The following is a 22235-nucleotide window of genomic DNA, read 5'->3' as shown; positions in this document are numbered from 1 at the left end:
CGCCCAAGCGCAATGACGCGGTCAAGAAACACCCCAAGCCAAGGGAGTGATCGTGCCTGTTCCCCACCTGCACGCCCGGAGGGCGGTCGCGGCGACCATGTCGCTCGTCGCCGTCCTCACGGGAGCCCTGTCCGTCGTGCCACTCGCGACCGCCGCACCCGACCCCGGCCCTACGCCGGGCGGATCCCCTGGGACCGCCGCCGAGAAGCTCACCGACGAGGTAGCAGAGGCGCTGGCCGAGGAAGTGCGTGCGGACTTCTGGGTCCGGTTCGCGGACCGCCCGGACCTGGACGCGGCCAGGTCCATCGCGGACTGGGGCGAGCGGGGGCGGTACGTGTACGACGCTCTGCGGGCCACCGCGCGGGCGTCCCAGGCCGAGGTCGTCGGTCAGCTGGAGGCCGCCGGCGCCGACTACGAGACGTTCTGGATCAGCAACACGATCCTGGTCGAGGACGGGACCGAGGCGCTGGCCACCCGCATCGCACGCAGCAGTGAGGTCGCGCTGGTGCACGAGGAGATCCCGATGGAGCTCATCGAGCCGCCGGCAGAGCCCGAGCCCCAGCCCCAGGCCGAAGACCCGGACGAGGGTGCCTCCGCGACGCGAGCCGACCGGTCCGTCACGTGGGGCATCGACGCGATCAATGCCGACGACGTCTGGGACCTCGGCTTCACGGGTGACGGCATCACCGTGGCCAGCTTCGACACCGGCGTCGACCTGGACCACCCGGCGCTGCGGTCCAAGTACCGCGGCACGCGGCCGGACGGCTCGGTCGACAACGACTACAACTGGTTCGACCAGCCGGGCCTGTGCAACGGCTCGCCGTGCGACCCGATCATCGGCCAGGTGGGCGGGCACGGCACGCACACCGTCGGCACGATGGTGGGCGACGACGGCGCGGAGCACCAGATCGGCGTCGCGCCGGGAGCCACGTGGATCGCGACGAACTGCGTCGACCGCTGCTCCAGCGAGATCAGCCGCGACCAGTACCTGAACAGCGCGCAGTGGCTGCTCGCTCCCACCAGGGCCGACGGCACCGACCCCGACCCGGCCATGCGCCCCCATGTCATCAACAACTCCTGGGGCATCCCGCGGTCCGTCGAGCCGTCACTGCCGACGGCCGACTGGATGGGGGACGAGACCCGTGCGTGGGAGGCCGCCGGGATCTTCGGCGTCTGGGCCGCGGGCAACGAGGGCGAGCAGGGCTGCCAGAGCGGCAGGCTCCCCGCGCGGTACCCGCACACCTACTCGGTGGGCGCCTACGACGAGGACGGCGACATCGCCGCCTTCTCGGCGCGCGGCCCGGGCGACGACGGCAAGACCAACCCGAACATCGCGGCGCCGGGCGTCGCGATCGAGTCGTCGCTCCCCGGCGGGGAGTACGGCACCGCGAACGGTACGTCGATGGCCGCGCCGCACGTGGCGGGCGTCGTCGCGCTGCTGTGGAGCGCCGTGCCCGGCCTGGTCGGCGACATCGAGGGCACCACGACCCTGCTGGACGGCACCGCCGTCGACACCCCCGACGACGAGTGCGGTGGGGTACCGGAGGACAACAACGTCTGGGGCGAGGGCAAGATCGACGCGCTCGCGCTGGTCCAGGCCGCTGTCGCGGCGGGCGGCGCGGGGCACCTGACCGGTACGGTGACCGACGCCGACGGCGAGCCGATCGCGGGCGCCACCGTCGTCGCCGAGGGTGTGCACTCGCCCAGGACGGTCACCGGCCGCGACGGCACCTACGCGATGAACCTGATCGCGGGCGACTACGAGGTGACGGCGTCGGCCTTCGGCTACGTGTCCGCGACGACGTCGACCACCGTCGCCGTCGACGGGGAGGCGAGGGTCGACGCGGCCCTCGCGGCCGCTGAGCGGCACCGCGTCACCGGCACCGTGGTCACCGCCGACGGCGAGCCCGTCCCGAACGCGCACGTCTCCGTCGACGACACACCGCTGGAGAGCGTGCGCACCGCGGCCGACGGCACGTTCGCGTTCGACGACGTCCCGGTGGGCGACTACGCGCTCGACATCACGCCGAGCAACTGCTTCTCGCCGGTCGTGCTGCCGCTGACCGTGGACGGCGACGAGTCGCTGAGCGTCCCGGTCCAGCTCTTCGTGGACGGCGGCGGCTACAGCTGCGCCGTGTCCGACGACGCCGGCGCCGAGTACCGCGAGGGTACGGACAAGGCGGTCTTCAGCGGGGTGATGAGCCAGGTGGACCTGCCGTTCCCGGTCGCGCTCTACAACGGGAGCCACAGCACCCTGAACATCGGCAAGCGGGGGTTCATCTCGGTGGACGACTCGTACGCCGGCCCGGGTACCGGCGGGGCCGGGATCTTCCCGTTCTTCATCCAGCGTCCGCTGGACGTCGACGCCGGCGGCGTCTACACGGCACCGGCCACCGTGGACGGCGAGGACGCGTTCGTGGTCGAGTACCGCGACGTCGTCGCGGAGGCCGAGGACAACATCCACACGGCACGGATCAGCTTCTCGGTGACGATCACCCGCTCCGGCACGGTGACCGTCGCCTACGGCGACGGCGTGGGGGAGGGCGAGGGCGAGAACCAGCCGCTCAGCGCGGGCTCCACCGCCACGACGGGTATCCAGGGCTGGGCGGGCGTCGACGGCATCCGCTTCTCTGAGGGCTCCCCGGTACTGTACGACGGCCTGGTCGTGACCTACGACCTGCCCGACTTCGGGTTCGTGGACACGACGGTGGTCGACGCGAACGACGGGCTGCCCGTCGCGGGCGCCGAGGTCGCGATCAGCGACGCCGAGGGCCCGGTCGAGACCGTCACCACCAACCTGGCCAAGGAGCCCTTCCGCCGCCAGCTTCCACTGGGCGACTACACGATGACGATCTCCGCGCCGAACTACGGCACGCAGACGCACGAGTTCTCGCTCGGCGAGCTCTACGCGCAGGCCGAGGTCGACGCGCGGCTCACCACCGGCGTCGCCGCCCTGACCGGCGCAGGCCTGGACACCGTGCTCGGCACCGACCAGAACGGCCGGGGCACCCTGACCCTGACCAACACCGGCTCGGCGCCCGTCACCTACGACCTGGACGAGGTGGCCCGCCACCCAGAGCTCGACGCGGACACCACGGTGACCGCGACGGCCACGGGCGAGCAGGCCTCGCTCGACCTCACGGCCTGGGCGGAGGGTGCGCCCGGCACGTCGTCGGGCAAGGTGTCGTCGTCGGACGCCAGCCGGTTCGGCACGACGGCCGACCCAAAGGCGGCGGGCGTGCCGGACGCCGCGGACGCGGCCGAGGCGGACACGCTCGCCGGCGGCGACGTGATCACCCGCTTCAAGACGTCGGCGAAGGGTGAGGACGAGCCCACCGGCGTCGGCTACGACGGCAACGTGTGGATCCACGACTACCACGCGGAGACCAACACCGAGTTCACCGTGACGGGCAGGAAGACCGGCACGGTGTTCTCGGCGGACTGGAGCGCCGACTACAAGGCGTTCGACCTGGCGTTCGACTCGCTCAACGGCGACATGTGCCAGATGGAGGACAGCCCGCGCAGCTACATCCACTGCTTCGACCGGGAGACGGGCGAGAAGACCCGCGAGGTCAAGGGCGCGTGGTCCACGGTGACGCTGACCGGCCTCGCCTACGACGCGGGCCGCGACGTGTTCTACGTGGGCGGCCGGTCCAACGGCATGATCGGCACGGTGGCGGGCACCTCGCACGAGAACGCCGGCGAGATGCTGTCCTACTGCGCGCCGCCCCTGCCCCAGGTGATGGGCCTCGCGTACAACGCGGCGTCGGACACCATCTGGTACTCCGACCGCAACTCGAGGACCCGCCTGCTGCAGGTCGACCCGGCCGACTGCTCGCTGGTCAACGCCTGGTGGTTCCCCGGCACGCGGGCCAACCAGGGCGGCGGCCTCGACACCGACGTCTCCGGCGCGCTGTGGGCCGTGGACCAGATCGCGGACGAGGTGCTGCTGGTCGACGTGGAGGACGACCTGGTGACGGACCTGCCGTGGCTGTCGCTGTCGGAGACCGGCGGCACGCTCGCGCCGGGCGAGACCACGACCGTCGCGGTCGACGTCAGCACGGACGGCCTCGACCCGAGCACGCCGGCCTCGCACACCCTGGGGGCGAACATCCTGGTGCGCAGCGACGCCGGACGGCAGTCCAAGGAGTACGTGCCGGTCACCCTCACCGTCACCGACTACCAGGTGGCGGTGAACGCGGGCGGCCCGGAGCTCACCGACAGCATCGGCTTCACCTGGTCCGCGGACCGGGAGCTACGCAGAGGGCCGTGGGGCCACACCGGCAGGTCCCGGGTCGTCACCACCCGGTCCCCGGTGGCCGGGACCGCGGACGACGCGCTGTTCCAGACCCAGCGCACCCCGTCGGGCAGCACGCCATCCGGCAAGGACCTGACGTACGTGTTCGACGACGCCCCCGCTGGAACCTACGCGGTCGACCTCGGGTTCGCCGAGATCGAGCAGGCGAAGCAGGGCAGGCGCGTCTTCGACGTGGTCGTGGACGGGAAGCTCACGCAGTACGCCTACGACCCGGTGTCCGCCGTCGGATCGCGGACGGCCGACGTACGCACCGCCGTCGTCGAGCACGGCGGGGGTGACCTGAAGGTCGAGCTGAAGGGCTCGAACGGGCTGCGCGCCCCGAGCGTCGCGACCCTGCGGGTGACCCGGGATCCTCGTGCGGGCCAGGTCGAGCCCGAGCCGGAGGTGCCCGAGGAGGATCCGGAGGAGGTCGTCGCGGCGCCGTCCGGCGTGGGGTATCCGATCTCGATGAAGGAGGGCCTGTTCCGCCAGGGCACCACGCTGACGCCGTGGAGCGGCAACAGCTTCTGCGGTGTGCTCTGGTTCACGTTCGACTTCCCGTTCTACGACACGACCTGGGACGGGGTGTGCGTGGCGCCGACCGGCATGCTGACCTTTGACCGCAGCCGGTCGCGGTGGATCAACTCCGAGCTGCCGTCGAACGACGGGGCCGACGCGATCTACCCGTTCTGGGACGACCTGGTGGTCGACGAGTCGTCGGGCATCTACATCGACGAGACCGAGGTGGACGGCCTGCGGGCGCAGGTCGTCGAGTGGCGCGACGTCACGTACGACGACGCGCCCGGCGACCGGCTCAGCTTCTCGGTCACCCTGATCGAGGACGGGCGCATCCAGATCGGCTACGGCGACGGCGTCGGCGGGGAGAGCTCCCGCAGCAAGGGCGACTCGGCGACGGTCGGCATCGAGAACCTGGCCGGCTCCAGCCAGACCTACTCCTACAACCAGCCGGCGCTGTCCCCCGGCATGGGCCTGGAGCTGGCGCTACCGGCGCTGGGCACGCTGGAAGGTGTGGTCACCGACAAGAACGACGGCAAGCCGGTCCCCGGCGCGACGGTCACCCTGACCTCGCCCGACGGCGGCGTCCGCACCGTCACCACCACCAAGCAGGGGCTGTGGAAGGCGCACTCGATCGTCGGCGACTACACGGTCGGCGTCTCGGCGCCCGGCTACGTGACCAGCACCGGCACGGTGAACCTCACCGAGCGGGGGCAGGCCGCGACCCTCGACACGGTCCTGGCCACCGGCATCGCGACGGTCTCGGGGGACGACCTGGAGTGGCTCCTCGGGCCGGACCAGACGGCCACCGCCCGGGTGACCGTGACCAACACGGGCTCGGCCCCCGTGCTGGTGTCGGCTTCGGAGCAGGTCTCGGAGCAGGTCTCGGAGCAGGTCTCGGGGCAGGCCGGCGGGGCCGACGGCGACCTGCCGTGGCTCTCGCTGGCGGGCGCCGCCGCGCAGGGCGGGACCCGGCTCGCCGTGGGCCGCTCGACGACGGTGACCGTCACCGTCGACACGACCGAGGTGGATCCGGGCCTGCTCACGGGCGACGTGCTGATCTCCTCGGACGCCGGGCGCAGGCCGAACCAGGTGCTGCCGGTCACCCTGGGGGCGTCGGCGTACTGGCTGGGCGTCGACGTCGGCGGGTCCGGGCTCACGGGCGCCGACGGTTTCCGATGGTCCGCGGACCGGGCGCTCGGCCACCGGCCGCGCGCCGGCTCGTGGGGGTACGTGGGTGGGACCGTGCGGGACACCCGCTCGGACATCGCGGGCACCCAGGACGACAGGCTGTTCCGCACCCAGCGGACGGGGCAGACCTTCTCCTACGTGTTCAAGGACGTGCCGGCCGGCACGTACCAGGTGGGGCTCGGGTTCGCCGAGATCGAGCACGTCAGGAACGGGCAGCGCCTGTTCGACGTGCTGGTCGACGGCGAGGTGGTGCTCTACGACCACGACGTGCAGGCCGCGGTGGGCCGGCTGACCGCCGACACGCACACTTCCGCCGTGCAGCACCCGGGTGGTGACCTGACGGTCGAGCTGATCGGCGAGCTCGGCGAACGCGATCCCGTCCTGAGCTCGCTCACGGTCAAGGAGGACCCGCGCCTCTGACTGGCTCCACCCGTGTTCAACCCGTGTTCACGGGACGAGCGCACCGGCTCCGTGCGTGTCCTGGGCCGCGGCGGGCGTGTCCTGCGCCGCGGCCCAGGAGGCCAGGACCTTCAGGCCGTCCGCCGCCGGGCTCCCCGGGGCGGCGGTGTAGACGACCATGACCAGCCCCGGGTCGGCCGGGAACGCCATCGCCTGGAAGCTCAGCTCCAGGGATCCGACGACCGGGTGGTTGATGGTCTTGGTTCCAGTGCGGTGGAACCACACGTCGTGCTTGGCCCAGCGACGGCGGAACTCCGCGCTGTGGGTGGACAGCTCGTCGATGAGCTCGACGAGCTCCGTGTCGTGCGGGTTGCGCGCGATCTCGGAACGCAGGTAGGCCGCTGTGTCGTCAGCGGCCCGCTCCCAGTTGCCCCAGAACTCCCTGGACGCCGGGTCCAGGTAGATGAATCGCGCGCTGTTCGCGGGTCGGCGACCGTCGCCGGCCAGGCCGCCGCCCTGTTCGGAGCCGGACCCTGACGGGGCGAACAACGGCGCGAGCAGGGCGCGCCCCAGCCGGTTGGTGGCGAGCACGTCGTGCCGGGCGTTGCGCACCCAGGCCGGGGCGTTGTCCATCGCGTCAAGCACCTGCTGGATCGACGACGTCACCCCTGACCGGGCGGCGCGGCGGCGCGGCGCGGTGCCGGAGGCGGCGCGGCGGGCGAGGTCGAACAGGTGCTCGTGCTCGGCGTCGTCGAGCTGGAGTGCGCGCGACAGGTGCGTCAGCACGCTCTCCGAGGCACCCGCGAGGTTGCCCCGTTCGAGGCGGGTGTAGTAGTCGACGCTCACCCCCGCGAGCATGGCGACCTCCTCGCGGCGCAGGCCGGCGACGCGGCGGTTGCTGCCGTAGGCGGGAAGGCCCGCGGCCGCCGGGCTGATCCGCGACCGGCGGGAGGTGAGGAACTCGCGGACCTCTGCCTTCTCGTCCATGGATCCAGCGTAGGCGCCCGGGAGCGGTCCAGGGAGGTACTGCGAGTGCCTGGCAGAGCAGTGCCGGGACAAGCAGGAACTTCCCCGGGCGGGCGCCGTGGCGTGCGATCGGAACGGCCGGGTTCTCCCGAACCGGCATGCCATGGATCAGCGAAGGAAAGAGATCATGACCGACGACACCACCAAGACCTGGTTCATCACCGGCGCCTCACGGGGCTTCGGCCGTGCGTTCACCAGCGCGGCCCTCGCACGCGGCGACCGCGTGGCGGCGACCGCCCGCGACCTCACCACGCTCGACGACCTGCGCGGCGAGCACCCCGACGCGCTCGTACCACTCACGCTCGACGTGACCGACGCCGAGGCCGTTCGCGCCCGGGTCGCCGAGGCGGAGCAGGCCCTCGGCGGGCTCGACGTCGTTGTCAACAACGCGGGGTACGGGCACTTCGGTGCCGTCGAGGAGACGACCGACGACGAGCTGCGCGCCCAGCTCGAGACCAACGTCCTGGGCGTGCACCACGTCACCCGCGCCGTCCTGCCGACGATGCGCGAGCGGGGCCGCGGCCACATCGTGCAGGTGTCGTCGATCGGCGGCGTCTTCGCTGCCCCGAACATGGGCGCCTACTGCGCGTCCAAATGGGCAGTCGAGGCCCTGAGCGAGTCGCTGGCCGCCGAGGTCGCGCGGTTCGGCATCACCGTCACGCTCGTCGAGCCGGGCGGGTACGGCACCGACTGGGCGGGATCGTCCGCACGACGCAGCGAGCCGCTCGGTGCGTACGACCCGATGCGCTCCGAGATGGCCGCCCGGCGCAGTGCGAGCGTCCCCGGCGACCCCTCGGCGGCCGCGCAGGCGCTGCTGGAGATCGTCGACGCCGAGAAGCCCCCGTTGCGCGTGCTGTTCGGCACCTTGTTCGGCAGGCCGACCACCGCGATCGCCCGGGACACCTACGAGCGCCGGCTCGCCGAGTGGGCGGCCTGGGCCGAGCTGTCGGAGCGCGCCCAGGGGCCGATGTAACGCAGGTTTCACACGCCGTCCTCGGCACGAGGGACCGGTGAACGTAGCCTCCGTCCTGGGACAGGCCGGGCCTTGCTGCCGGGCGCCGGCGTCGCCATCCTGTGCGAACCGCGAACGGCGAACCGCAGACGGCGCCAGCTCTGCCATGAGAGGGAAGTACACGATGACCATCGATACACGTGAGCCCGGCCATACGGTCTCCCAGGCGATACGAGTCCTCGGCTACGTGGTGGGCAAGGGCACCGTCGACCAGGCGCAGGTCATGGCCGAGCTCGGCCTGGACTCCGACGCGGCACACGCCGCACTGCACGCACTGGAGGGAGACGGGCTGCTCGTCCGGGTCGACGAGGGCGGCCGGCCGCACGACGGCGGGCGGTGGGCCGCGCTTCCGCCGCGGTCGGCGCTGACCGCGCTGCTGGCCCAGCGCCGCCAGGAGCTGGCGGAGTGGGAACGCCATCTCGACGAGCTCGCCACCGCCTACCGGGCATCGGCGGGCCGCGACGCCGACGTGCGGACCGAGGTGGTCAGCGGGTCACGCGACGTCGAGGCGACGTACCGACAGATCCTGGAGTCGGCGACGAGCGAACTGCTGCACCTGGTCAAGCCGCCGTTCCTCGCCGTCGACCCGGAGGTGGCGAACCCGGTGGCGGAGATCGCCGATCCCGGCGGTCCGGAGGTCGAGGTGCGCAGCGTGTACGAGAGCGAGACGTTCACCGATCCGGTGTCGCTGGAGACCGCTCTGCAGGGGCGAGGGACGGCCCGCCTGCGCCTGTCGTCACGGGTGCCGTTCAAGCTCGTGGTGGTGGACCGGAGGGTCGCCATGCTCCCGGTCGGCGGTCCCGATGCGGGGGACGCGTCGCTCGTGGTCTACGCACCCGCGCTGGTCGGAGCCCTCGCGGAGCTGTTCGAGCGGGTGTGGGACAGCGCCGTGCCCCAGGAGCTGTGGCGGTCGCACGACCTGCCGCTCCTGGTGGACGGCGCGGGCGGCGACGCCGACATGCTCGACGGCAGGCAGACGCACGAGGGCGGTCCGGCGCCCGTGGAGCGCGCGACCCTCACACCGCGGGCCCGGTCGATCCTGGATCTGATGGCCGGCGGCCTGACCGATGAGGCGATCGGCCGGGCGCTCGACATCAGCAGGCGGACGGTGCAGTCGGAGGTCTCCCACCTCGCCGAGCTGCTCGGTGCCCGCACCAGGTTCCAGATCGCCCTGCTGGCCTCCGAACAGGGCCTGGTGACCGCGCGCGGCCGGAGCCACGTGCCGGGCCGCATACCGAGCTGACCGCCGGTCGCACCGCGGCTCGCACGGCCGGTCGCACGGCCGCTCGCACGGCCGGTCGCACAGGCCGTGCCGCGCCGTGGCCGCGGGCGGGCGCGCGGGTCGCGCGCCGCTTCCGGAGTGCGCAACTGCCCACGTGAGAGCCGTCGGGCACCTTGTGACGCGGCTCCGGCTTCCTGACAGTTGTCTCCACGCACAGAGCTGTCTGCACGCACAGAGCGTGGCGGCGTGCACCGGCCGGCCAGGCTCCGCCCGGTGACTCCGGGCAGCGGACGACCCGCCCTGTGCCACCAGGCGAGAACGAGAGGCAACCTATGTTCATCCCGCACGCCCCGGCGCGACGTGTCGCGGCGGCCTTGACGGGGACCCTGTTCCTGCTCGCCTGTGCCGTGCCTGCGGGCGCCCGGCCGGTCGACCCGACGCCGACGTCCCCGGGGCTCCGCCCCGTGGTGACGGCGGACGCCGACGCGCCGGCCCAGGAGCCGGCTCAGGTGCCGGCCCCGGAGCCGGCCCCGGCGGAGAAGGTCACCTCGACGCTCGAGCGCACCTTCGAGCAGAAGGAGCGGTCGGACTTCTGGGTCCGGCTCTCCGACCGCCCCGACCTGGGGGCGGCGAAGGACGTCACCGGCTGGGCCGAGCGTGGCCGGTACGTCTACGACACGCTGCGGGAGAACGCCAGGGCTGCTCAGGCGGGCGTGATCGACCAGCTCGAGGCCGACGGCGTGGACTACACGGCGTACTGGATCAGCAACTCGATCCTGGTCAGGGACGGCAGCGCAGGCCTGGCGAGCCGCCTTGCCCGGCGCGACGACGTCGGTCTCGTCCACCAGAACCTTCCCGTCGAGCTCGTGGCCTCGCCCGAGCGGTCCACGACGGCGTCCGCCGAGCCCGGTGCCGAGCCCAGTGTCGAGCCCAGTGCCGAGCCCGAAGCCGCCGAGCCGGCGGCCCCGGGGATCGCCTGGAACCTCCAGGAGGTCAAGGCCCCGGAGGTCTGGGAGCTGGGGTACACGGGCGAGGGCATCACGGTCGCGAGCTTCGACACGGGAGTCGACGCCACCCACCCGGCTCTGCGGGAGAAGTACCGCGGCTACGACCCGGCGACCGGCGAGCAGGAGGACGACTACAACTGGTCGGACCTGCCGGGCGCGTGCGAGAGCGGCCCGTGCGACCCGGACCACGGCCACGGCACCCACACGACCGGCACGATGGTGGGCGGCGAGGTCAACGGGACCCGGATCGGCGTCGCGCCGGACGCCGAGTGGATCGCCACGAACGCGGTCGACATGGCCTACACCGAACCCGGATGCGATCCGCGCACGGACCGCTGCGTCGCCGACTGGGCGGCGTACCTGGCCAACGCGCAGTGGCTGCTCGCACCCACCCGCGCCGACGGCAGTGACCCCGACCCCGCCAGGCGGCCGCACATCATCAACAACTCCTGGGGCATCCCGGCGGGCGCGCAGCACGAGGTGCCTCCGGACTACCTGTCGGAGGAGGTCGACGCGTGGGAGGCGGCGGGCATCTTCGGCGTCTGGGCCGCGGGCAACGAGGGCCAGTTCGACTGCCAGTCGCTGCGCGTACCCGCGCGGCACCCGGCCACCTACGCCGTCGGCGCGTACTCGCAGGACGGCACCATCTGGTACGCGTCAGCGCGCGGCGCCGGGGACGACGACGAGGTCAAGCCGAACATCGCCGCACCGGGCGACGGCATCCTCTCGGCGGTCCCCGCTGAGCTCCTCGCGGACCAGCACCGCGACTTCGACTGGTGGTCCGGCACGTCCATGGCGGCCCCGCACGTGGCCGGCGCCGTCGCCCTGCTCTGGGACGCGGCACCGAGCCTGATCGGCGACGTCGAGGCGACCAGGCGCCTGCTCGACGCGACCGCCGTCGACACGGAGGACCTGTCCTGCCAGGGAACCCCGCAGGACAACAACGTCTGGGGGGAGGGGAAGCTCGACGTCCTCGCCCTGGTCGAGTCGGCACCCACCGTCGGGTCGGGCACCGTGGTGGGGACGGTCACGGACGCCGACGGCGCACCGGTCGCCGGCGCGCAGGTCACGGTCGCCGGTGGCGGCAGCGTGGGTGGGGACAGCGTGGGTGGCGACAGCGTGGTGCACGTCGTGACCGGCCGCGACGGCACCTACTCCACCCACCGGCTGCCCGGCGAGCACCACGTGACGGTCAGCGGGTTCGGGTACTACCCGTCGGGTCCCGCCGTGGTCGAGGTGCACGAGGGCAGGTCCGCCGTCGCCGACGCCGTGCTCGTGCCGGCGCCACCGGTAGAGGTCAGCGGACGGGTGGTCGACGGTTCCGGGCACGGCTGGCCGCTCGATGCGCGGGTCTCCGTGGCCGGCACGCCGGTTCGGACGACCACCGATCCCCTCACCGGCGAGTTCGCCCTCTCGCTGCCCGCGGGCACCGAGTACACGCTGAACGTCAGACCTTTCCAGGACGGTTACCGCAGCACGGTCGACACGGTCACCGTGGGCGAGACCGCCGTCGAGCACGACGTCGCCGTCCCGGTGGACGCCCCGGTCTGCGCCGCGGACGGGTACGCCTTCACAGGTGGTACGCCCCTCGAACCGTTCGACGGCGACGCGGCGCCCGACGGCTGGACCGTCACCGACGATGCCGGCAGCGGCGTCGTCTGGGAGTTCGGGGAACCCGGTGGTCTCGGGAACACCACCGGGGGCGGCGGTGGGGCCGCGCAGGCCGACGGCGGTGGCGCCGACGGCGTCGTGGACACGAGCCTGGTCAGCCCGGTCGTCGACCTGTCCGCTGTGGCCGACCCCGTGCTCCGGTTCCGCCAGACCTTCTGGCCGGTCCGTCAGGGCGACACCGCCTCCGTTGAGCTCAGCACCGACGGTGGCGACACCTGGACACGCGTGCTCCACCAGGCCGGGATGGGCAGCACCGGGGCCGTGGAACGGCTGCGCCTGCCGGACGCCGCCGGACAGGCAGAGGTCCGCGTGCGGTTCGCCTACCGCACGCCCGTCAGGGCCAACCTGTGGCAGCTCGACGACGTCGAGATCGGGGGCTGTGCGCCGCGCGACGGCGGTCTGGTCGTCGGCACCGTCACGGACCGGAACACGTCCGACCCGTTCGACGGGGCGACCGTGACGGTGCGCGACGCGCCGGACGCCACCACCGAGACCCGCACCAGCGAGCGCTCCGGCGCGGGGTCCTACCGGCTGTTCTCACCCGCGACGGGCGAGCAGACGGTCGAGTTCGCGGCCGAGGGCTTCGTCACCCAGGAGATCCCGGTCTCGGTCGTGCCGCACGACGTGGTCCGGCGGGACGTCTCCCTGCCCGCAGGGATGGTCACCGTGTCGAAGGACCGGATCGACGCCTCCGTCGGTCCGGGCGGGTCCGCCACCGCCGACTTCCGGGTGACGAACGAGGGCACGGCGCCGGCGACCGTCACCCTGCGGCCACGCGCGGCGGGGTTCGAGCCGCTGGGCAGCACGGGCGACGGCGTGGCACCGCCTCCGGCGCAGCCTGCCGCCGTCGGCGTCGGCCTCACGCACTCGGCGTCCCAGGAGATCGTGCCCGGGCTGGGCAGCGCGTGTCCGCGGCCCTTCGGCATCATGGAGACCTCGCTGCTGCGCACGTTCGAGCTCGAGGACTTCGCCGTCGACGACAGCTTCACGGTCGACGAGGTGTCGTTCGGCGTCGAGACCGGGCCGCGCCTGTACCTCTACGTCAACCTGTACTCCCTGCGCGGAGACACGCTGACGTACGCGAACCTGGACCCGGTCGGGTCCGGGCAGGTGTGGTACGACGGCACGCCGCAGAGCGTCGTGCGCCTGCCGGTCACCGGCACGGTGCCGGCCGGAGCGACGCTGGTCGTCGAGGTGGTCCTGCCGAACGCCAGCTGGCTGTACCCGGGCTTCAACACGGCCGGGCAGACGGCGCCCACCTACTTCGCCTCTCCCGGCTGCGGCGTCACCGAGCCGGTCGACTTCGCGGACCTGGACGTCATCGGCGGATTCGTCATGAACGTCACCGGGTCGGTGGCCTCCGGTCCGTCGTGGCTCGACGTCGGGCCGCGCACGGTCTCGCTCGACCCGGGCGAGTCGGTCCGGGTCGAGGCGGAGCTGGACGGCGACCAGGGCCCGGACCGTCCGGGCACGTACACCGCCGAGATCGGCGTGCGCACCGACACCCCGTACGAGGTCGAACCCGTCGAGGCCCGGCTGACCGTCGCCCCACCCCGGGACTGGGTCAGGCTCCGGGGTGAGGTGACCGACGACGACGGCGCCCCGATCGACGGTGCGCAGGTCCGGCTGCAGGGCGACGGGCTCCCGCGCCGGCTGATCCTCGACACCGCGGCCGACGGCACCTACGAGCACTGGATCGAGCCCTCCGCGCGACGGGTCGATCTCACGGCGACGGCCACCGGCCACATCACCGAGCACCGGACTGTCGCGACCAGGCGCGGCACGACCGTCACCACCGACTTCGAGCTCGTGCGGGTCCGTGTGCCCGGAGCGTCCGTCCGATGAGCTCCTGGCGAAGAAGTTCCGACAACTCACCGAAAGACAACTCACCGAAAGGCACCCGCATGCACCTGCGCAGACAGAGCTGGACCGGACCGGTGGCGGGAGCCGTCGCGCTCGTCCTGGGCGTCTCGGCACTCGCGACCACCGCCGCGGCGGCCCCGCAGGAGCAGCCGCCGGGCGACGTCGCCGAGCTCGAGCCGGGACGCTACATCGTGCAGCTCGCCGAGCCCGCCGTCGCGACGTACGACGGCGGTAGGCCGGGGCTGGCGGGCACACGTGTCGCCGAGGGCGACCAGCTCGACGCGCGCGACAGCGACGTGCGGGAGTACTCGCGCCACCTGGAGGAGCGCCAGGAGCGCGTCGCCGAGGCGGTGGACGTCGAGATCGACGCGTCGTACACGCTCACCCTGAACGGCTTCGCGGCGGAGCTCACCGCCGACCAGGCGGCCCAGCTCACGAAGCACCCTCAGGTGACGGGCCTGGCGCCGGACGAGCTGCACAAGCCGGCGGAGGCAGAGCCGTCCACCGACTTCCTGGGACTGAGCGGACGCAGGGGCGTCTGGGCCGCCGTCGGCGGCGCCGAGCGCGCGGGCCGAGGCGTCGTCGTGGGTGTGATCGACACCGGGATCTCGCCGGAGAACCCGTCCTTCGCCGGCGCCGAGCTGAGGCCGAGGGACCGCACGGCCGGGACGAGTCGGCACCACGGTGGCGGTGACCGGAACCCGGCCGTCCCGTACCTGGACGACGGCGCGATCGTCTTCGACAAGTCCGACGGTGGCACCTTCACCGGTGCCTGCGTGGAAGGCGACGGCTTCGAGGCGGACGACTGCACCACGAAGCTCATCACCGCCCGCTACTTCGTGGACGGCTTCGGCGCGCGGTTCATCGGCGGCCACGACGTCGGCGAGTACCTGTCCCCGCGGGGGACCGCCCACGGGTCGCACACCGCCTCGACCGCCGCGGGTGAGCACGCGGTTCCGGTGGCACTGGGCGGGCACGACTACCCGGAGTTCTCCGGGGTGGCTCCCGGGGCGAAGATCGCGGCCTACAAGGCCTGCTGGGACGGACCCAACCCGGCGACCGACACGGACGACGGCTGCTCGACCGTGGATCTGCTGGCCGCTATCGAGGCCGCGGTGACCGACGGCGTCGACGTCATCAACTTCTCGATCGGCGGCGGCGCGGCCCAGGGCACCTTCGAGCCCACCGACGTGGCGTTCTTCAATGCCGCTGCCGCCGGCGTGTTCGTCGCGGCGTCGGCCGGCAACTCCGGCCCCGAGGCCTCGACCTTCGACAACGCGGCACCCTGGATCACGACGGTCGCGGCGTCGACGGTGCCGACCTACGAGGCCACGGCGACGCTCGGCGACGGCACCCAGGCCCTTGGCGCCTCGACGACGGTCTGGGCCCAGCTCTCCGCGGACCTGGTGCGTGGCGACCAGGTCATGGCCGCCGGCTACGAGGGCGACCCGGTGAACGACCTCGGGCCCGCCGAGGCCGCGCTGCTGTGTGCGCCCGGCTCCCTCGACGCCGATCAGGTCGCCGGGAAGGTCGTCCTGTGCGAGCGCGGCGTGCACGCCCGGGTGGACAAGTCCGCCGAGACCGCGCGGGCCGGTGCGGTGGGCACGCTCCTGGTCAACCGCGGCGACGACGGACTGAGCGGAGACCTGCACGCCAACCCGACGGTCCACGTCTCGCACACACGGTGGGACGAGCTGTACCGGTACGCGGGTACCCCGGGAGCCACGGTCACCTTCACGCCCGACAACGTCACGGGTACCGCGACGCCCACACCCCAGATCGCCGGGTTCTCCTCCCGTGGCCCGCTGGCCGTCGAGGGCAGCGACATCCTCAAGCCCGATATCGCCGCACCCGGTGTGGACATCCTCGCGGCCTACAACAACGCCCCCGGTGCCGCGGGGGAGTACGGCTTCATGTCCGGCACCTCGATGGCCGCCCCGCACATCGCCGGCCTCGCCGCGCTCTACCTCGGTGAGCGGCCGCGTGCCACGCCGGCCGAGATCAAGTCGGCGATGATGACGACGGCCTACGACACGGTCGACGAGACGGGGGCGACGGCCGCCGACCCGATGGCGCAGGGCGCAGGGCACGCCGACCCCACCAGGTTCTTCGAGCCGGGACTGCTCTACCTGAACGACGCCGACGACTGGGCCGCCTACGCGCAGGGCCTTGGTGCGGGGGACTTCGGCGTCGAGCCGATCACACCGAGCAACCTCAACCTCCCCTCGATCGCCGTCGGCGACCTCACCGGGCCGGAGACCGTCACGCGCACGGTGACCTCCACAGAGCGGGGCACGTTCCGGGCGGAGGTGGAGGGCCTCGACGGCATCGACGTCACCGTCTCGCCGAGCAGGCTGTCGTTCAGCCGGCCCGGCCAGACGCGGACCTTCACCGTCACGTTCGACCGGACCGACGCCGCACCCGAGACCTGGGCCGACGGGTTCCTGACCTGGACCTCCACCCAGCGGCACCACCGCACCGAGGCACGCAGCCCCATCGCGGTGCTGCCGGCCCTGGTGACGCCGCCGTCGGAGGCGACGGGCGCCGGCACCGACGGCTCCGTCTCCTTCGACGTCAGCTCCGCTGCCGACACCGAGGTTCCCGTGACCGTGCTGGGCCTCGCGTCCGGCGAGCTGCGCGCGGACCCGTACGGCGACACGACCGAGCACTCCGGGATCGGGACGAACGACGGCACGGGTACGCCCGAGTACCAGTGGATCGCCGAGGTGGGGGACCGCACCGAGTTCGCGCGGTTCGACGTCGACTCGCTCGTGGACGAGCCGGACGCCGACCTGGACCTGTTCGTGTACAAGCTCGACGACGCGGCCTACCAGGACGGCGAGCTCGTCGCCACGGACCGATGGGTCTCGGGCACCGAGGCAGCGGACGAACGGGTGGATCTCACGGCCCCGGAGCCCGGTGTCTACGTGGTGCAGGTCGACGTCTACGCCGGCACCGACGTCCCGTTCGACTACACCGAGACCTTCCTCGAGCCCGGGGGCGCCGGCCTCGGTGACCTGACGGCGGCACCCAACCCGGTCCCGGTCAGCGAGGGCGGAACGTCCACGGTGACCGTGTCGTGGTCCGGCCTTCCGCCGGGTGACGACTACGTGGGAGCCCTGCTGTACGAGGGTACGGAGCGCCTCACCCTCGTGAAGGTCGCCGCACGCGACAACGTGCAGGCCGAGCGGGGGTAGTGGTCGTGCCTGACGTCGTCGTCACCGAGGCTGCGGTCAACGAAGCAGCCACCGAACTCGAGATGATCGTCCGAGACTTCGACGACATCGACGCGCTCTGGCAGGACCGGGGCCTTTTCGGCCACGCGACGCTGGACGACGCCATGCACGACTTCATCCACGGCTGGTGGGTCAAGCGCGAGAAGCTGAAGGCCAAGCTCAAGTCTCTTCAGGAAGGCCTGCAGAAGACGGCGGAGACCTGGGACGACGTCGACAGCGAGCTGGCGCAGTCGCTCCAGGGCGAAGGCCAGAACAACACGGGCGAAGGCTAGAACAAAAGGCTAGAACAACATGAAGGAGGTTTGATGAGCGCCGCCCGCACAGGTGAGTGGCATCTGCTGGGTTACGACACCGACCCGGTGCCTGCCGAGGTTTCCGGTCTGGACGAGGTGATCGCGCACTACAAGAAGCTCTCCGATGCGATGATCCGGCAGGCGGCGCTTCTCACGAGGATCGGTGAGGGCGACGAGTCTCAGTTCAAGGGCGAGGCCGCGAACGCGCTGCGCAAGCGGGCCCAGGAGAGCGCGGAAGCGCTCCGCAAGTCCGGTGTCCGGTACGACGACGTGCGCGCCGCGCTCGTCGCGTATCAGCCGGACCTGGAGACCGCGCGCTCGGAGACCCGGAAGGCCCTGGACGACGCCGTGCAGGCCGAGAGCGCGCGGCGCGCGGCCGAGGGCCTGTCCGAGGACTCCGAGGAGCGGCCGGGCAGGCTCGACGCCGCGAGGGACGACCTGGCGGCCGCGAAGCTCCGCGCCGAGGGGGCGGTGCGGGATCTCGGTCTCGCCGCGGAGCGGGCGTCGCAGACGGTCCGGCGGCACTGGGGTGAGGACGGCCTCAACCACACCTGGCAGGAACGGGTGGCCTACAACTTCGACAAGTTCCTGAAGGGGCTCGTCGAGATCCTTGGCTATATCGGGATGGCCCTCGCGGTGCTGGCCATGATCTTCCCGGGAGCTGGGGCGCTCGCGTGGATCGCGATCGGTGTGGGCGCGGTGGCCCTGATCGGCAGCATCGCCCTCGCCGCCCAGGGCAAGGCGAGCTGGATGAACGTCATCCTCGGTGCCATCGGGCTCTTCGCCGCCGGCGTCGGTCTGCTCGTGGGGAGATCGATCGCGGCATCGCTGCGGGCGGCACGGCTCAACTCGCTCACGCCCCCGAGGCCCCTCCCGAAGCCGCCCACGAATACCAACCCCTCGCCGACGCCCACCAACGTGCCGGCGAGGCCGCCGACGCCGACCAACACACCTCCGACATCGACCAACACACCTCCTACGCCGGTCACCGCACCGGCGAGGCCGCCGACACCAACCAACTCCCCGCCGACGCCCACCAACGTACCGGCGAGGCCGCCGACACCGACCAACGCGCCAGCGAACCCGCCCGTCACGACCAAGGCTCCCCCCACTGGTGCTCCGGCACCGAACCCTCCCGCGGTCACGGTGCCTCCCAAGCCCGCTCCCGTTCCGCCGGCGCCATGGACGGTCGGGGGAGCTGAATCGCCCCGGCGAGTCCGGAGACTCTGTTTTGTGGGTCAGGCGGCTTCGGTGAGCCGCTGTTGGTGACTGTAGTAGAACTGTTCGACCTCGACCGGGGTGAGGTCGTCGATCGAGCCGTGGGTGCGTTCGTGGTTGAACCAGTGCACCCATTCCAGGGTCGCGATCTCAACATCATCGCGACCGCGCCACGGGCCACCTGGGTGGATCAGCTCGGTCTTGTACAAACCGATCTGAGACTCGGCCAACGCGTTGTCGTACGCGTCGCCGACCGACCCGACCGAGGGATCGATGCCCTGGTCCATGAGCCGGTCGGTGAACGCGATCGAGGTGTACTGGGAACCCGCGTCGGTGTGGTGCACCAGCCCGGTCAGGTCGGTGACGCCCTCGGTGCGGCGGGTCCACAACGCCATCTCGAGGCAGTCCAGAACCAGGTCGGTCCGCATCGAGGTAGCGGCCCGCCAGCCCAGAATCCGGCGGGAGTAGACGTCAAAGACGAACGCGACGTAGACCATGCCCGACCAGGTCGGGACATAGGTGAAGTCCGCGACCCACAGCTCGTCCGGACCGGTCGAGAAGAACCGCCGATCGACCAGATCCTCAGCCCGGACCGCCCTGGCACCCGGCGTGGTGGTGCGCACCGGGCGGCCGCGCACCACGCCGGCGATGCCCAGCTCCCGCATCAGCCGTTCCACGGTGCACCGAGCGATGTCATGCCCGGCCCGACGCAGCCGCAACCACAGCTTCCTGGCTCCCAGGACCTTGCGTTTGCCCCACTCCGCGGCGATGACCCGCTTCCACTCCTGGTCGGCCGCCTGCCGTTTGGACGGCGCCCGGCCGCGGGCCTCGTAATACGTGGACGGGGCGACCTTGATCCCGTGCTCACCCAGCACGGCCAAGATCGGCTCGATCCCCCACCGCAGACCACCATCGGTGCGGTCCTTGTTCGCCTCGACGAACTCCACTACCTGCCCGAGGGGCGGTCGAGCTCCGCCGCGAAGAAAGCCGAAGCCGACTTCAGGATCTCGTTCGCCCGCCGCAGCTCGGCGTTCTCCCGCTTGAGGCGCTTGATCTCGGCGTGCTCCTCACTGGTCACGCCGGGCCGGTCACCCGCATCGACCTGCGTGCGCCGCACCCACAACCGCAACGTCTCGGGCGAACCGATCCCGAGCTTGGCCGCGACCTGCCGGATCGCCTCGTACTCCGTGCCGTACTGCGGAGCTACCTCCGCAACCATCCGCACCGCTCGCTCACGCAGCTCCGGCGGATACTTCGAGGGACGTGCCATGACTGTCATCCTTCCAAGGAATCCAGTCTCCGGACACGCCGGGGCGATTCAAGCGTTCGGCCTCCATGGGCTCAGCCAGGTCAACTCCCTCGCGCTCATGGGATCCACGGTGAGAGTCGCGCCCTGGGTCTACACGGCCGGTCCTTCGAGCGTCATCGCGGGCCTGACCACCGGCTTCTGGGGTGCCGTGCCGCCGTCCGACTTTCCGGGCGCCGACGAGAACGACCGCCGCGGCGACTGGACGCACCTGAGCGACTACGAGTACAACCACCTGACGAGCAACACCGGGAAACCGATCGCATGAGCGCCACGAACATGCGGGGTGTGGCGGCGCCCGCCGGCCGAGAGGTCTGGTCATGGACCATCGAGCCGACCGCCGGCTGGCTGGTCGTGCCGTCCACGGCGACCGAGGCGCCCGAGGCGGTCAGCGTGTGGGAGGCGGAGACCGTCGAGCTCGTGTTCGGGCTGATCGAGGCGATGGAGCTGGAGGCGGCCGGGGCCGAGGTCCCGGCCCTGTCCGACGAACGTCGCGCGGAGCTGCGCCAGGCGATCACCGAAGCGGTGGCGGAACTGCGTGCGTACGCCGATGGTGTGCCGCCGGAGGGCGGGCGGGTCGCTGCCGCCGTCGGTGTGCTGGACCGCAGCCCCATACCGGTGCTCGTCGTTGTTGCCCGCAGCGACCCGGACCACTCGGACGACGAGCTCATGGCGACGCTGGGTGCGACGGGCGGCACGCCGGTCGCACCCCCGAAGATCGACTATCTCGACCTGCTCGACGGCGACGGCATCCGAGTCACTCGGACGGACGTCGACCGGGCGACCGGTGGCGCGTGGGTGAGCATCTCCGTCGGCAGGCGCACAGAGCACCCCGATGCGGTGGTGGACACCCTGCTGCTCTGCCGAACCCCCGACATCGCCGCCGTCCCGGCGATCGTGGAGGCGCTCGACGTGCTGCTGCCCGCCGTGCGGATCATCCGGAGCACGTCGTGAGCGCGGCGCGGTTCGCCAGGGAGCCTCGTGTCATCAGCGCCCGTAGGGCCGCTGGCCGCTCACGCCGTGGTCGGCTGGAGGTGTCCGTCCGGCTCCTTGCGGACTCGGTGGCGGTAGTGCAGCGGTGATTCGCCGATCTCGCGTTTGAAGGCGTTGCTGAAGGCCGCTTCTGAGGCGTACCCGAGCTCGGCCGCGAGGGCGCCGACGCGGGTGTCGCTGTGCTGCAGGGCGCGTTGGGCCAGGAGCATGCGGTAGCGGCTGAGGTAGGTGACCGGGGGCACGCCCGCAGCGGCACGGAAGTGACGGGCGAAGGCCGACCGGGACATCGCCGCGGCGTGCGCCAGCTCTTCCAGGCCCCAGGACGTGGCTGGTTCGGCGTGCATGAGGGCAACGGCAGGGCGCAGCCGTTCGTCGGTGAGCACCCGCAGCCAGCCCGGCGGGGCAACCGTCTGGTCGAGGTGGGCGCGCAGGACCGCGAGGAAGAGAAGCTGGCCGTACTGCCGGACGGCGAAGTCGGAACCGGTGCGGCGGCCCGCGACCTCGTCGAAGACCTGGTCCAGGAGCGCCCGCAGCGGAGTCGCCGCAGGGGCCCTGACGACCCCCACCGGCGGTAGCGCCCGCAGCAGCAGCTCCCGGCCGGCCGGGTTGATGTCGACGGCGGTGCCGAGGACGACGTCGTCGGTGGTGCGATCCGCGTCGGCGAGGCCCGTGAAGTTCTCCTCGGGTGTGACCCGGCGACGTGGACCCGGTCCCGGAGGGCCGCCCTCGACCTCGAGCCACGTGCGGTTGTTGAGGATGGCGACATCACCGCTGGAGAGCTCGATCGGCTCGTCGAGGCCATCGGTCAGCAGCCGGCAGCGGCCGGACACCATGGCGATCAGCTTCATCGCGTCGTAGCACGGTGAGCGTCCCGCCCACGGGCTGCTGGCCGCGAACCCGCCGGACACCGCGTTGCGGATCTCCACGAGGTCGAGCACCTCGGACAACTGGTCTCCCATGGATGGGACTCTCGCACAAGAAATTG

12 protein-coding genes are annotated in these 22235 nt (G+C 72.0%); 9 read left to right on the top strand and 3 right to left on the bottom strand.

Translation table 11 applies throughout. The features are described 5' to 3' along the window. The first annotated feature begins 52 nt into the window (after nucleotides 1-52). Nucleotides 53-6424, top strand: a complete 6372-nt coding sequence (locus AC0QU1_RS17850; RefSeq protein WP_483571174.1) for a carboxypeptidase regulatory-like domain-containing protein — start codon at nucleotides 53-55, stop codon at nucleotides 6422-6424. A 27-nt stretch (nucleotides 6425-6451) separates the two neighbouring features. On the opposite strand, the gene AC0QU1_RS17845 is transcribed toward AC0QU1_RS17850, so the two are convergent. Continuing rightward, entirely contained in the window at nucleotides 6452-7390 is a 939-nt protein-coding gene (locus AC0QU1_RS17845; protein WP_483571172.1) for a helix-turn-helix transcriptional regulator, read from the bottom strand. Nucleotides 7391-7556: 166 nt separating this feature from the next. On the opposite strand from AC0QU1_RS17845, the gene AC0QU1_RS17840 reads away from it, so the two are divergent. The 6 genes from AC0QU1_RS17840 (at nucleotide 7557) to AC0QU1_RS17815 (ending at nucleotide 19002) form a co-directional block, all read left to right on the top strand. Continuing rightward, a complete protein-coding gene (locus AC0QU1_RS17840; protein WP_483571170.1) occupies nucleotides 7557-8402 on the top strand; it encodes an oxidoreductase in 846 nt (281 codons plus the stop codon). Between the two features lie 163 nt (nucleotides 8403-8565). Next, nucleotides 8566-9684 carry a helix-turn-helix transcriptional regulator gene (locus tag AC0QU1_RS17835; RefSeq protein WP_483571168.1) on the top strand — a complete coding sequence of 373 codons (1119 nt, stop codon included), beginning with the start codon at nucleotides 8566-8568 and terminating at the stop codon, nucleotides 9682-9684. A 311-nt stretch (nucleotides 9685-9995) separates the two neighbouring features. Continuing rightward, nucleotides 9996-14186, top strand: coding sequence for a S8 family serine peptidase (locus AC0QU1_RS17830; RefSeq protein ID WP_483571166.1), 4191 nt, complete (start codon nucleotides 9996-9998; stop codon nucleotides 14184-14186). A 59-nt stretch (nucleotides 14187-14245) separates the two neighbouring features. Beyond that, on the top strand, nucleotides 14246-17401 hold the full coding sequence (locus AC0QU1_RS17825) for a S8 family serine peptidase (protein ID WP_483571164.1): 3156 nt from the start codon (nucleotides 14246-14248) through the stop codon (nucleotides 17399-17401). A 5-nt stretch (nucleotides 17402-17406) separates the two neighbouring features. Continuing rightward, a complete protein-coding gene (locus tag AC0QU1_RS17820; RefSeq protein ID WP_483571162.1) occupies nucleotides 17407-17712 on the top strand; it encodes a hypothetical protein in 306 nt (101 codons plus the stop codon). 33 nt (nucleotides 17713-17745) lie between these two features. Beyond that, a complete protein-coding gene (locus AC0QU1_RS17815; RefSeq protein ID WP_483571160.1) occupies nucleotides 17746-19002 on the top strand; it encodes a DUF308 domain-containing protein in 1257 nt (418 codons plus the stop codon). Here the strand turns inward: AC0QU1_RS17815 and AC0QU1_RS17810 are convergent. After that, nucleotides 18972-20221 (bottom strand): IS3 family transposase gene (locus tag AC0QU1_RS17810; protein ID WP_483569607.1). Its coding sequence is split into 2 segments (ribosomal slippage): nucleotides 18972-19939 and nucleotides 19939-20221, totalling 1251 coding nucleotides; the frame shifts between segments, so codons are not numbered across the junction. The two genes, AC0QU1_RS17815 and AC0QU1_RS17810, sit on opposite strands and share 31 nt — an antisense overlap. Before the next feature lie 109 nt (nucleotides 20222-20330). Between AC0QU1_RS17810 and AC0QU1_RS17805 the strand changes: the two genes are divergently transcribed. Together AC0QU1_RS17805 and AC0QU1_RS17800 are read left to right on the top strand one after the other, a co-directional pair. Next, nucleotides 20331-20525, top strand: a complete 195-nt coding sequence (locus tag AC0QU1_RS17805; RefSeq protein ID WP_483571158.1) for a hypothetical protein — start codon at nucleotides 20331-20333, stop codon at nucleotides 20523-20525. Next, on the top strand, nucleotides 20522-21211 hold the full coding sequence (locus tag AC0QU1_RS17800; protein ID WP_483571156.1) for a hypothetical protein: 690 nt from the start codon (nucleotides 20522-20524) through the stop codon (nucleotides 21209-21211). Before AC0QU1_RS17805 ends, AC0QU1_RS17800 begins: the two co-directional genes overlap by 4 nt. A 59-nt stretch (nucleotides 21212-21270) precedes the next feature. Here the strand turns inward: AC0QU1_RS17800 and AC0QU1_RS17795 are convergent, their stop codons facing one another. Then, nucleotides 21271-22209: an AraC family transcriptional regulator gene (locus AC0QU1_RS17795; RefSeq protein ID WP_483571154.1), complete on the bottom strand. Its 939-nt coding sequence runs from the start codon at nucleotides 22207-22209 to the stop codon at nucleotides 21271-21273. Between the last annotated feature and the right edge of the window lie 26 nt (nucleotides 22210-22235).

Source organism: Promicromonospora noduliphila, assembly GCF_056951025.1.
The sequence above is the reverse complement of the archived record's forward strand: the minus strand, read 5'-3'. Positions and strand labels throughout refer to the sequence as shown.

Excerpts from the sequence above, each read along its gene's own strand:
- AC0QU1_RS17815 (WP_483571160.1), top strand. The coding sequence starts at position 17,746 with ATGAGCGCCGCCCGCACAGGTGAGTGGCATCTGCTGGGTTACGACACC.
- AC0QU1_RS17795 (WP_483571154.1), bottom strand. The coding sequence starts at position 22,209 with ATGGGAGACCAGTTGTCCGAGGTGCTCGACCTCGTGGAGATCCGCAAC.
- AC0QU1_RS17845 (WP_483571172.1), bottom strand. The coding sequence starts at position 7,390 with ATGGACGAGAAGGCAGAGGTCCGCGAGTTCCTCACCTCCCGCCGGTCG.
- AC0QU1_RS17835 (WP_483571168.1), top strand. The coding sequence starts at position 8,566 with ATGACCATCGATACACGTGAGCCCGGCCATACGGTCTCCCAGGCGATA.
- AC0QU1_RS17800 (WP_483571156.1), top strand. The coding sequence starts at position 20,522 with ATGAGCGCCACGAACATGCGGGGTGTGGCGGCGCCCGCCGGCCGAGAG.
- AC0QU1_RS17825 (WP_483571164.1), top strand. The coding sequence starts at position 14,246 with ATGCACCTGCGCAGACAGAGCTGGACCGGACCGGTGGCGGGAGCCGTC.
- AC0QU1_RS17840 (WP_483571170.1), top strand. The coding sequence starts at position 7,557 with ATGACCGACGACACCACCAAGACCTGGTTCATCACCGGCGCCTCACGG.
- AC0QU1_RS17830 (WP_483571166.1), top strand. The coding sequence starts at position 9,996 with ATGTTCATCCCGCACGCCCCGGCGCGACGTGTCGCGGCGGCCTTGACG.